Source organism: endosymbiont 'TC1' of Trimyema compressum, assembly GCF_001584725.1.
GTDB lineage: Bacteria > Bacillota > TC1 > TC1 > TC1 > TC1.
In genome coordinates, this window is the sequence record NZ_CP014606.1 from 639973 (window position 1) to 652285 (window position 12313).

The window sequence follows — 12313 nt, forward strand, 5'->3', positions numbered from 1 at the left end:
AACAAAATGAAAACTAAATGCTTAGGAATAGATGTAGGTTCTACTACTGTTAAAGTAGTTGTAGTAGATGAGAATGATAACTGTTTATATAAAAACTACACAAGACACTATTCTGAATTACTTAAAACAGTGTTATCAATGTTACGTGAAGTTGATGAGGCTTTACCTGGTGAATCATTTAAAATTATGGTAACTGGTTCAGGTGGTCTTGGTGTTTCAGCAAAATTACACCTACCTTTTGTCCAAGAGGTTGTTGCATTAGTAGAAGCCATTGAAAAATATATTCCGGAAACAGATGTGGCTATTGAATTAGGTGGTGAAGATGCTAAAATCACCTATTTAGGTGCTGGTAGTGAACAAAGAATGAATGGGGTCTGTGCTGGTGGAACAGGTGCTTTTATTGATCAAATGGCACAATTAATGCATGTGGAGATTAGTGAGTTAAATGAGTTAGCTAAAAATTATGATACAATTTATCCTATTGCATCTCGTTGCGGTGTTTTTGCTAAAACGGATATTCAGCCTTTAATTAATGAGGGAGCAGCTCTAGAAGATATTGCTGTATCCATCTTTCAAGCAGTTGTTAATCAAACCATTAGTGGATTGGCTTGTGGCCGTCCAATTAGAGGTAAAATTGCTTTTTTAGGAGGTCCTTTAACCTTTTTATCTGAGCTTAGGAATCGTTTCATTGATTCTCTTGATTTAGAAGAAGATGAAATTATTTTCCCTGAAAATTCTCAGTATTTTGTTGCTTTAGGAACAGCTGAAATAGCTGCTCAGAAAAATGAGGGTACTTTTGTTTTAAAGGGGATTTTAGAAGCCTTAGATAAAGACGATTTTGAGGACGAGGAAAGGGAATTATTACCACCATTGTTTAAAGATGAAGCAGATTATGAAATTTTTAGAAAACGTCATGATGAAGCTAAAGTTAGAAAAGTTCCTTATAAAGAGGGTGTTGCACCGTTCTTTTTAGGTATAGATGCTGGTTCTACAACTAGTAAAATTGCTTTAATTGATAGTACAGGTGCATTGGTATGGTCTTATTATGGCAGTAATGAGGGGAAACCTCTTGAGAATGTAGTCAAGCATTTAACGAATTTATATGATGAGGTTCCAAATCTTAAAATTGCTAGAAGTGGTGTAACTGGATATGGTGAAGGTTTACTTAAAGCAGCTCTAAATATTGATGAAGGTGAAATTGAAACAGTAGCTCATTTTAAAGCAGCTGATTTCTTTTGCCCAGGAGTTGATTTTATTTTAGATATTGGTGGTCAAGATATGAAGTGTCTGAAAGTCAGTGAAGGAGTCATTACTAGTATTATGCTTAATGAAGCTTGTTCGTCAGGCTGTGGATCATTTATTGAAACTTATGCCCAGTCACTTTCTATTCCAGTAAAGGATTTTGCCAAAATGGCCCTATTATCCCAGGAACCAGTAGACTTGGGAACCCGTTGTACTGTCTTTATGAACTCTAAAATCAAGCAAGCTCAAAAGGATGGAGCAACTGTTGGGGATATATCAGCAGGGGTATCTTATTCCGTTATTAAAAATGCTTTATATAAAGTTATTAAAATTAAAAATCCAAATGATTTAGGAGAAAAAATAGTTGTTCAAGGAGGAACCTTTTATAATGAAGCAGTACTAAGAAGTTTTGAACGCATTACAGGAAGAGAGGTTATCCGTCCAGATATTGCTGGTATTATGGGTGCTTTTGGAATGGCTTTAGTTTCTAAAGAACGTTATTTTGAAGGTGAGGAATCAACCTTATTACCAAAGGAAGAATTAAATTCATTTGAATATGAAAATGATATGAGACGTTGTGGTTTATGTGGAAATAACTGCTTATTAACAATTACCAACTTTACTGATGGTAAATTTTTTGTCTCAGGTAATCGTTGTGAAAGAGGTTCGGGCTTAGTTGAAAAGGATAAAAAACAATTGCCTAATCTTTATACGTATACCTATGAGCGTTTGTTTAAAGAATACCGTTCTTTGGACAAGCCTCAAGCAATCCGTGGTGTAATAGGTATACCTAGAGGGTTAAATATTTATGCCCATTATCCATTATGGCATACTTTTTTCACAGACTTAGGATTTAGAGTAGAATTATCCGGTAGAAGTTCAAAGAAGCTTTATGAATCTGGTATGGAATCTATTCCATCGGAGTCACTATGTTATCCCGCTAAAATTGTTAATGGACATATGATTAATTTATTAAAAAAAGGTGTTAATACAATTTTCTATCCATCAATACCTTATGATATTAAGGAGCAAGAAAATGCTGAAAATCAGTATAATTGCCCTATTGTTACTAGCTATCCAGAAGTAATTGAAAATAATATGGAAGAAGTTAAGGCTGATGCCATTAATTTCATTCATCCTTTTTTACCAATTTATGATGAAAAGAAAATGGCTAAAAGACTGTATGAAACTTTTAGACCTTATTACCCTGACTTAACAAAAAAAGAAGTGAAAGTGGCTTTGGAAAAGGGCTATAGTGCTTTATATAAATACAAAGAAGATATACGTGAAAAAGGCAGAGATACTCTTAACTATATTCACGAAAATAACTTAAAAGGTGTTGTTTTAGCAGGCAGGCCTTATCATGTGGATCCGGAAATTAACCATGGTATTCCTGAAATGATGAATCAATTGGGATTAGTTGTTCTTTCAGAAGAGGCTGTTGCCCATATTCCGGAAGAAGTAAGCAAAGATAAACTTAGAGTAGTTAACCAGTGGGTTTACCACTCAAGGCTCTATAATGCTGCTGAATTTGTGAAAGATGAGCCGAATATTGAATTGGTTCAATTAACTTCATTTGGTTGTGGTTTAGATGCTATTACATCTGATCAGGTTTTTGAAATTTTAGATCGCTACGGTAAAATCTATACTTTAATTAAAATTGATGAAATCAATAATCTAGGTGCTGCTAGAATTCGTGTACGTTCTTTATTAGCAGCAATGGAAGAGCGAGAAAAAAAAGGGATTATACCTGTAAAGAGAAAAGAGAGACTTGATACGCCTGCTTTTGTAGAGGGGATGGAAGATTACACATTGCTTTGCCCAGAAATGTCTCCAATTCATTTTCAGTTTTTCTCACAGGCTTTTAAGGCTCAAGGGTATAATTTAAAAGTACTACCCCATGTGAGTAAATATGCAATGGATTTGGCACTGCAATATGTGAACAATGATGCTTGTTATCCAACACTAGTTGTAATTGGACAAATACTAGAAGCCATTAAAAGCGGAGAATATAATACCGATAAAGTTGCAATTTTAATGACTCAGACAGGTGGTGGTTGTAGAGCAACAAACTATATTGCTCTCTTAAAGAAAGCTTTAATTGATTCAGGTCATCCAAATATTCCAATTATTCCTGTAACGGCAGCAAGTAATTTAGAAAAATCAACTGGTTTTAAAATTAGCTTAGGCTTCTTAAATCGTATTTTAATGGCTGTTATTTATGGTGATGTCCTATTGCGTATTTTAAGAGCAACAAGGCCATATGAGAAAGAAGGAGGCTCTACTGATGTTCTTTATCAGCATTGGATAGACAAATGTAATAAGAATGTCTATAATGGTAAATTTAGACAGTTTAATGATGATTTGAGAAATATGATTAAAGACTTTGATGAACTGGCTAGAAATAATATAGAGAAACCAAAAGTCGGTGTTGTTGGAGAGATATTGGTGAAATTTCATTCTTATGCTAATAACAATGTAGTTGAGTTTCTTGAAAAAGAGGGAGCAGAAGTTGTTGTTCCTGACTTGCTAGATTTTATGCTATACTCCTTGTATTCTAATGTTTTTAGATCTGATGAGTTAGCTGGTAAGAAGAAAGATAAGCAAGTAGGCTACTTTATGATTAATATTTTGGAAATTTACAGAAAAGCAGCTAGAAAAGCTTTAAGAGCATCTAAGCATTTTACAGAGCAAGCTACAATAAAATCATTAACAGAAGGAGCAAAGCCAATTTTATCCTTAGGGAATAATATGGGTGAAGGATGGTTCCTAACAGGAGAAATGGTAGAATTAATTGAAAGTGGTGTTAATAACATTGTTTGTGTGCAACCATTTGCTTGCCTACCAAATCATATTACAGGTAAAGGTATTATTAAAGAACTAAAGAGACGTTTTGAATTTGCTAATATAGTACCAGTAGACTATGACCCCGGTATTAGTGAAGTAAATCAGGTTAATCGTTTAAAGCTTATGCTCTCTAAAGCCTATAAGAATATAGGTAAGGAAAGTGAAGATAGAGTGGAGCGTAACAAGTAAAGATATATTAGGCCCATTAAATACAAATTGTATTTAATGGGCCTTTGTTTGATTTTAATTTAAAACTGAATAATGCCTTGTTCTACTTTGCCAATTATTTGAACTGAGAATTTTTCTAAATCATCTTCATTATAAAAGAAAGCTTCAGCTCTGGGATTTATTCCTGCAAAGTTAATACCATTATCTAAATATTTTATTAATCTTACATTAACTTCTGTTTTCTTTTTCCTTTTGCAGAAAAGACTACTAAGTCACCATTTTTAATTTGTGTTTTTGAGGCCTTTCTAACAATTACGATATCGCCGACTTTTAGTCTAGGTTCAAGGGAATTTTTAATGACTGACATGGCAAAATAATTTTTATAATCATCACCATTAGAGGCTACATTTATATAACCTAAAACATCTTTTTGATTTTCAATGGGTGTATTGGGAAGAAGAATTTTAAAGGTTGGAATTTGATATTTAGTATTATTTTTAGGACATAAAAGAGGGTTATCTGATAAATATTAATGTCTTTTTTTATTCTCTTAAATTCTTATTCTAATTTTGCATGTCTTTCTTCTAAGTCTTTTTCTCTTTCTTCAAGATCTTTTGAATTTGACTGTCTTAAATCTATATACGTCACATCACCATCGTTAGCAAAGTAATTATCACTCATTTTTCAATCCTTTCGAATCATAGGTTACCAATAATTTTTATGGCTTTTCCTATTACTTTAATTTCCAGCGCTTCTATTTCTTTCAATGTATAAAAAGTAGTATTCCATGAAATTAATTGAATACCTTCTGGATGTTTTCTATATTCCTTAATAATCATTTCATTTTGGACAGAGAGAAGTGCAATGTCTCCATTGTTAACTTCTGACTGTTCTTTTATTATTAGTATATCTCCTGGTAAAATTCTTGGTAACATGCTGTTTCCTTCAACGAGTACAGCAAATATATTGTTGCCATATTGACTGTAGTAATCTAAATCTAAAGAAACGATTTTAACATTAATTTGTTTAGGCTCTTTAAGTCTAGCGAATGCAGTATTGCAAATGGGTATTAAATAGTTATTTTTCTGATTGTTACTTGTATTATTAGAAGTTGAGTATTCAGAAGTTAAATCAGTTTCCAGAAGATCATGGATACTGAATTCAAATAGGGAAGCCAGTTGATAAAGAGTACCACTTCTAGGAATATTTTTACCATTTTCCCATTCAGAAATAGCAGTTGCTTGTTTAGCTATTAATTCACCCATTTTTGTCTGAGTTAGTTTATTTTTATTTCTTAAGTATTTTATATTATTTGCAAGTATTTTTCTCAACTGTATCACCTATCTTTCGATTAATTAATAGTATACACTATACAAGATTAAAATTGAAGTTTCTTGACAAAGCTCATTTTAAATGATTAAATATAGGTAACTTCATTTAAAATGAATCTAATAATTAAAAGCTCAAATATAAGTAATGAAGGAATTATTATTATTGAGCCAGAACATATATTTTGTAATCTACGTGGGGTACTCTATGGGATGGACGCACTATACAATAATAATTCTTCCGCCTATATGAAAATCTAAGAGTTGTTTTGCAAGCTTTAACAAAGTTAACTCTTTCCTTGTAAGGAGCTATAGGCATTCCTTAGAGTATCCAATTAGGCGATTTTTGTGATAGATGGTTAGTTTTGACCATCTATTTTTCCTTATTAAGTGAATTAACAACTGCTATAATTATTATTAATTTTCAGTCAAAAAAATTATCAAAATGAGAAAAATTAAAGTTATAATTAGAATATTAAAGACACAAAGTGAGGTAGCAATTATGGATCTTAATGTTAAAGAACTTATAAACTGTCAGTATTTTTCAAATATAAGGATATTAGCTGGTAAAGAAGGGGTTAATCGACTTGTTAAGCGCGTGAGGATTCTTGAATCCTTAGAAACTAATTTATGTTTTGAAAATGGTTAAGTAATTTTAGCTAATAATGAAGGCGTCTTTAATATCCAGATATTTAGTAAAGAGAATATTCGGAAAATGGCAATGAGCAATGTGGCTGCATTAGTTTTAAAAACAAACTTTAGTGACCATATATTAACTGAAGAGGTGATAAAAGAGGCTAATAATATGAAGATACCAATTATTTATCAGTTTTGGCACTAATGTATCTACTTTTGATATTAAGCAGTTTATTCATGAAAAATTTATATTTAATAGTAATTGTGAAGCTGAAAGTTATAATCAAGTTTATAATGAGATTGCCGAAATTGCCTATCAATCTGGGTATGATGGTCTTGTTAAATGCTTTATCAGTGGACTGGACTAGAGGTTATGATTGTAGTAGAAAATAGTATTTATGGGGTTCCTAAGTCAATAGAGAGCCTGCCATTTAATCCTGAATTTTGGATAAAAAGAATTGTAGTTGGAAAAATGGAAATGAGAATATTCATTGTTACACCCACAAAAATAATTAGGTAGCACTTGAGTGGATTGGTTTTGATATTGCATATGAGGGGAAAACTGTTGGTTATATTTTTTTATTTACAAATGTTTGTGAAAATATAGGGGAGGATATATTTTGGCTTTTAAATTATGTTGGCATTCTTTGTAACCTTGAAGTTAGAGGGAAAAAGAAAACTATGATAATGAAGCGTAAATATAAAAGTGTTTTTTCAAAAAAATCTTTTTAAAAAATAGTAGCACAGCGGATATTGAAAAAGAAGCCCTTGATTTACATTGGACTTTGCCTCCAAGGGCAAGGGTTGTGCTAATTAAGGGTGTTGACGATTTAACAACGTTAGAAGATGCTGTAGCTATTGTTTATCAAAAAAATTTAATTTCAGGAATTCTTAAGAAAAATTTAGGGGTTTTAATTATGGATGAAAAAGTAGAAAGTGAATTGAGTATAGAAAAACTCTATCATCAATTGGCTTTGGGCTTTCAGAAATCCCCATTAACTATTGGTGTAGGCGAGATTATATCCTTTTAGCGAAATTAAAGAAAGTTATTATGAGGCTTTAAAGGCTTTAATAATTAATGATGTAATGGAGATGAAAGCTATTATTAGGTTTTCTGAATTAGGTTTTTTTAAATTAGTGAAGATTGGACTTGATAATTCTGTAGAAATTAATAGAGAGTTATTTAATTATTACATTCGTTATTTAAAATCACTTAAAGAGTATAATAATGAAGAGACCTTTGATGTTTTGGTAGAAACGCTAGAAAAATTAATTGCTAATAATTTTAATTATAGTGAAACTGCAGAAAATCTTTTTATACATGGAAATACTGCTCGTTACAGAGTAGCTTTAGTTGAAAAATTTTGTAAGATAAACTTTAAAAACAGTGAGGATCAATTTAATATGATGATTGCACTTAAATTATTACCACTTTTTAAGAAAGTGGAAAGCCTAACATAAAAAACAAAAAGCCTATAGATACGTACTTTTTAACTATTAAAATAGCTTTTAATTCCATCTTTTTCTTTATTTTCCATAGATTTTGTTACTAAAATGTTACTTTTTTATTAATATTTTCATTAACTTTAATAACATAATTATTATATTTTCCCTTATACAAATGATTATAAACTTTTAATATCATGCTTGGGTCGCTATGATCTATGAATTTCGCTATTGAATATATTAATTAAGTATGATATACAATAGTGCCTAAGACCGTGTATTGAAATACTAGGAAATAACCTTTTAAGTCTTATCTGAATACTTTGTCTTAATATGTTACTCATGATTTAAAGCTACTTAATCTTAAATTTTGTTATGTTAAAAAGTATCAGTCTAAAAGGTTAAAATCAACCGACGAAAATTGCGTGAATTTTCTTTTAAATGAAGCCATAACAAAACCGCATATTCATATTGCAACAGACATAACCTATCTTCATATAAAAAAGGATGACTGGATTTATCAGCTGACTTTCTTGGATCTTTATACCAGAAAAGTATTGCACTTTGATGTTGCTAGAAAAATGGATAGCTACTTTGTTGATCCTAGTACAGAAAAACTTCTAAAAAAGTATCCTGATATTTAAAATGATTCATAGTGATAGAGGCAGTCAATATACCGCTAATTCTTACAGGAAACTGCTGTCACAATACAAGTATATCCTTCTTACAGTGCTAAAGGATACCCGTATCACAATGTCATTATTGAATCCTAACATGCTGTACTAAAAAGAGAATGGCTTGTCGAATATCCTTAAAAGATTTGGAAGAGGTCTATATCCAGTCTTTTGAATACAATTATGGTTTTTACAATATCAAAGGCATTCATCAATCTTTAGGTTACATGACACCTAATGATTTTGAGACCTATTCCTTTCATTCTGTCTAACTCTTTTGGTCCGTTTTCTTGACTGTATATCAAAAAATACTTTAAACCATTAAAATAAAATCAAAGATATAATTTTTTCTCCTTGCATTATATCATTATATATTTTTCATCCAATCATATATTTTTTATTTTCTAGTTTTACTAAGACATATATAAAATATTATAATTTATTCGATATAAATATAATACATATAGTAAATAAATAAGAGAATTTTAGGCGTTATGAAAGCCAAAGAGGGTAGAAATCCCGCTTGGTTTTAGTAAGCAATGTTTTTGATAAGGCTGCGTTTGTGACCGCCTATGCAAATGGACTATAGATTATATTGTCTTATTAACGGTAATGGTCATAGAGTATCCTAATAATTGAGAAGACAGCCAATGATGCTATCGATATTGAATTAAATTTATTGTAGTCCTAGTTATAGGTCATGTTCAAATCCTAAATAAAATTATATGATGAGAAGTAATATGAAAAAGTTGTTTATATTTTTCTTAATATCAGCATGTTGTTTATTTATGGTTGCAACAATTTATGCAGAAGACAAAACAGTAACATCAGACGCAACAGTAATATTTATTGCGGATACGGATTCCACAAATCCAGTTAATCCAGAGAATCCAGATCAAACAAGCTACTGGAAGAATGTCAATAGAGTAGATAGAAAAAGTGAAATTAAGTTTTAATAGAAGTGAAAAAATAGTCTTCTTTGGAATTAGGAGAAAGAATGTTATTAGCAGAGTGGGGACGTATAGGGGGTTGTAGAAGCCCTCAATGTGTTCAAAGCAGGAAAGCTTAATTTGAGCAAAGGAAGAAAAAGACCTACGAAGAATTTCTTCTTTTTTCATATATTTAAAAAGGACTCAACGACAGCATTGTCCCAAGGATGAGAAAGCTTAGAAAAAGATTGAATGATACCAAAAGAATCAAGGAGCTTTCTAAAGATAAAAGAAGTATATTAGGAACCTCTGTCAGAATGAAAAATAAGAGAAGTAGAAGGTTTTTGAGAATAAAAGGCTTTGATAAAAGTATCCTTAACAAGAGAAGTATCAATTTTAAGAGAGAGCTTCCAAGCAATAATTTTACGAGAAAATAAATCCATAATAACACAGAGATAAGCAAAAGAGGCATTTAAATTAATATAGGTAATGTCACTAGCCCAGACTTGATTGGGCTGAGGAACATTAAAATTTTGATTTAGGTAGTTAGGGCAATCAAAATTGGGAATAGACCTCGGATGAATAAACCGAAGTTTGATAGTAGGCATTTTAGGAAGATTCATGTCAGTCATCAGGCGGCTCGCTCTACCAATACTGATGTTGATGCCATAGTCATAGGAAAGAAGAGCCTTAATCTTAGATGGGCCAATACGTCTCTTAGTAAGATGACAAATCTCCGAGAATAAGCTGACGGAGTTTTTAATTCTCAATAGTTCTAGGAGAAAGTTTTTCCGAAAAGTATTTGTAATAGGAGCTGCGGTTCACTTTAAGGACATGACAAAGAAAAGAGATAGCGTGCTGAAAACGAAGGGTATGAACAGCCATTAATCTTTGTCTGAGTGAGGCGTGAATATGGCAATTGCTTTTTTTAAAATGATATTTTCCTCCTAGAGTCGAGCATTACGCTTTTGAAGATCCTTAATCTGCTTAGCGGTTAGAATAGTATCATCATCAATTCTAACCTGAGAATAAAGTTTAATCCACTTGTGTAAAGCAGACATGGAGACACCATATTCTTTAGAAAGTTGGGATTGAGTTTTACCGTTTTGGTGTAAATTAACAATACTTTTTTTAAATTCTTCATCGTATTTCTTGTAATTATTCATAATTTTATCCTTTCTTATGTGTCTACTTATTTAAAACATGTTTCACTTTTTCCTGTCTACTTTTTTAGTATATGTCCATGCATTTGCAAGTAAGCGACAATGTCGCCTGAAAAACTACCGTTGTACGGGTGAGATTAAGACTTATAGAAAGAAATTCACCAAACCTTTGATATAATGATGATGTTCAAGCCATCAAAATCAAAGAGAAGAGGTGAATTTCTATGAATCAAAAAAAATAAAAAAAATGTACGAGAAATAATAAGGGATTTATGCAAATGGAAAGGAATGGAAATAATAGAAGGAAATGTAATGCCAGAGCATATCCATTTGCTAGTATCAAGCCCTCAAAAAACAAGTGTATCAAGTTTTATGGTATATCTGAAGGGAAAAAGGTGCCATGATGATATTTGATAGACACAGCAATTTGAAATATAAATTTGGTAACAGTCATTTTGGGCAACGGGTTATTATGTAAGAACCGTAGGATTAAATGAGCAAACGATAGCAAAATATGTAAGAGAACAAAATACTTATGATCAAGTGATAGATAAGGTGAGTGTAAAATCAGTGCACAATGGCTTGAATAAAATGAAAGCCAGCACTTTTAGGTGCTGGCAAGTGACAAGCCCTTATAGGACTAGAGTATGCCACCCGTTTTACGAGTGGTCATGACTAAATGCTATATTGACAACTACTATAAAGTATAGTAATGTTTTTATACAAATATTAAGGAGGTTATCAAATGAATAATGTAAGCGATAATTTTAAGTTTTTTATGGAAGAATCAGGTGATGCTGGAGAGGCATTTATGGAAGCAGTTATGAGAATATCCAATGCCAGTGCTTTAGATAAGAAAACTGGAAAGTTAGCCTATATTGCCGTTTTAGCTGCAACGGGAATTTTAGGAGGTTTGCCTTTTCATGTGAAATCTGCCAAGCTTCTTGGAGCATCAAGAGCTGAAATTAAAAGTGCACTACTTGTGGGAATGCCTGTAACTGGATTGAAAGTAACTGAGGCCTTATTAATTGGCTTAAACAGTTATGATGAGGAAGAATGAAGAACCAGCTATTATCTTAAAAGATAAAAATAAATTTCCCAATATTAAAGAAACAATATGGTTTGTTGTTGATGATGTTCTTGAGGAATATGAGTTGCTGAAAAAGAGAGGGGTTGATTTTATTTCAAGACCCTTTAAAATGAGCACTGGAATGGCAGCTGAATTTGAAGATGACTTTGGCAATCGCTTTGGCATTGCAGATTATACTTAAATAAACATAGTTGAAAGGAGTTTTGAAAAATGTCTACAGTAGATTTAATACTATTAGGGCTGGTATATGACTATCCCCAAAGTGCTTATGCTATACAAAAAGATATAGAGTACAGAAATCTTTCAAACTGGGTTAAAATTAGTGCCCCTTCAGTTTATAAAAAGGTAATTAGACTTGAGGGAAAAGGTTATCTTTCTAGAGTACTTTGACTAAAGAAGGGAATATGGCTGAAAAGGCGGTCTATTCAATTACTGAAAAAGGCAAGGACTATTTTATGGATTTAATGAAAAAATTGGTTCAAACCCTATTCAGATTTTATTTGATTTTAATGCTGTGGTTGTCAATTTAAACAAAATGGAAAAAGAGAATGCTTTTTTACTAATTAAAAAAATTGAATCTAATATTAATGTGAGTGTGGATTATCTCAAACTTATGGCGCTTCAAAGAGAACATATTCCTTTAGTGGGAAGAACTATTATTCAACAGCAAATCGGTGTTTTGGATTCTTTAAAAAATGGGTTGTTTCTTTTAAAGATAAAGAGGTGTACAAGAAGGACAAAGAAAATCAGTAGAGATTAAAGGTATAGCCAATCGGCTATACCTTTTTTT

Annotated in this window: 14 protein-coding genes and 3 pseudogenes; 14 read left to right on the forward strand and 3 right to left on the reverse strand. The window is 31.6% G+C overall.

The genetic code is table 11. The annotated features are described in order from the left end of the window. The first annotated feature begins 6 nt into the window (after positions 1-6). The gene (locus AZF37_RS04090; protein WP_088369691.1) at positions 7-4278 is read left to right on the forward strand and encodes a 2-hydroxyacyl-CoA dehydratase; all 4272 of its coding nucleotides are present in this window, start codon (positions 7-9) and stop codon (positions 4276-4278) included. Between the two features lie 202 nt (positions 4279-4480). On the opposite strand, the gene AZF37_RS13205 is transcribed toward AZF37_RS04090, so the two are convergent. Both AZF37_RS13205 and AZF37_RS04100 read right to left on the reverse strand, forming a co-directional pair. Beyond that, a complete protein-coding gene (locus tag AZF37_RS13205) occupies positions 4481-4735 on the reverse strand; it encodes a S24 family peptidase (protein ID WP_425425461.1) in 255 nt (84 codons plus the stop codon). A gap of 220 nt (positions 4736-4955) precedes the next feature. After that, complete coding sequence (locus tag AZF37_RS04100) at positions 4956-5588, reverse strand: XRE family transcriptional regulator (protein ID WP_088369693.1); 633 nt, start codon at positions 5586-5588, stop codon at positions 4956-4958. A 442-nt stretch (positions 5589-6030) separates the two neighbouring features. On the opposite strand from AZF37_RS04100, the gene AZF37_RS10360 reads away from it, so the two are divergent. From AZF37_RS10360 to AZF37_RS10375, 8 genes are all read left to right on the forward strand, one after another. Then, positions 6031-6234, forward strand: coding sequence for a hypothetical protein (locus AZF37_RS10360; protein WP_162473877.1), 204 nt, complete (start codon positions 6031-6033; stop codon positions 6232-6234). Between the two features lie 66 nt (positions 6235-6300). After that, positions 6301-6426: a PucR family transcriptional regulator ligand-binding domain-containing protein gene (locus AZF37_RS10950; RefSeq protein WP_216634028.1), complete on the forward strand. Its 126-nt coding sequence runs from the start codon at positions 6301-6303 to the stop codon at positions 6424-6426. Positions 6427-6564: 138 nt separating this feature from the next. Beyond that, positions 6565-6741, forward strand: coding sequence for a hypothetical protein (locus tag AZF37_RS10365; RefSeq protein ID WP_162473878.1), 177 nt, complete (start codon positions 6565-6567; stop codon positions 6739-6741). A 286-nt stretch (positions 6742-7027) separates the two neighbouring features. Next, entirely contained in the window at positions 7028-7252 is a 225-nt protein-coding gene (locus AZF37_RS04105) for a hypothetical protein (protein ID WP_162473879.1), read from the forward strand. A gap of 61 nt (positions 7253-7313) precedes the next feature. Continuing rightward, entirely contained in the window at positions 7314-7682 is a 369-nt protein-coding gene (locus AZF37_RS04110; RefSeq protein ID WP_162473880.1) for a PucR family transcriptional regulator, read from the forward strand. Positions 7683-8092: 410 nt separating this feature from the next. Continuing rightward, positions 8093-8311 (forward strand): DDE-type integrase/transposase/recombinase, encoded by a 219-nt coding sequence (locus AZF37_RS10875; RefSeq protein WP_088369696.1) that lies wholly within the window; start codon positions 8093-8095, stop codon positions 8309-8311. A gap of 149 nt (positions 8312-8460) precedes the next feature. Beyond that, positions 8461-8613, forward strand: coding sequence for a hypothetical protein (locus tag AZF37_RS10370; RefSeq protein ID WP_162473881.1), 153 nt, complete (start codon positions 8461-8463; stop codon positions 8611-8613). A 468-nt stretch (positions 8614-9081) separates the two neighbouring features. Beyond that, a complete protein-coding gene (locus AZF37_RS10375) occupies positions 9082-9297 on the forward strand; it encodes a WxL domain-containing protein (RefSeq protein ID WP_162473882.1) in 216 nt (71 codons plus the stop codon). Here AZF37_RS10375 and AZF37_RS04120 read toward each other — a convergent pair. After that, a pseudogene (locus AZF37_RS04120) lies at positions 9287-10436 on the reverse strand (IS3 family transposase). The gene AZF37_RS10375 and the pseudogene AZF37_RS04120 overlap by 11 nt on opposite strands. Positions 10437-10688: 252 nt before the next feature. Between AZF37_RS04120 and tnpA the strand changes: the two are divergent. From tnpA to AZF37_RS10960, 5 genes and pseudogenes are all read left to right on the forward strand, one after another. Then, positions 10689-11108, forward strand: a pseudogene (gene tnpA, locus AZF37_RS04125) (IS200/IS605 family transposase); the annotation flags it as partial. Positions 11109-11178: 70 nt separating this feature from the next. Next, entirely contained in the window at positions 11179-11493 is a 315-nt protein-coding gene (locus AZF37_RS04130; protein ID WP_088369697.1) for a carboxymuconolactone decarboxylase family protein, read from the forward strand. Continuing rightward, a pseudogene (locus AZF37_RS04135) lies at positions 11492-11704 on the forward strand (VOC family protein); the annotation flags it as partial. The gene AZF37_RS04130 and the pseudogene AZF37_RS04135, both read left to right, overlap by 2 nt. 29 nt (positions 11705-11733) lie before the next feature. Continuing rightward, entirely contained in the window at positions 11734-11913 is a 180-nt protein-coding gene (locus AZF37_RS10955) for a hypothetical protein (RefSeq protein WP_216634030.1), read from the forward strand. A 145-nt stretch (positions 11914-12058) separates the two neighbouring features. Further along, entirely contained in the window at positions 12059-12283 is a 225-nt protein-coding gene (locus AZF37_RS10960; RefSeq protein WP_216634031.1) for a hypothetical protein, read from the forward strand. Positions 12284-12313 lie beyond the last annotated feature (30 nt).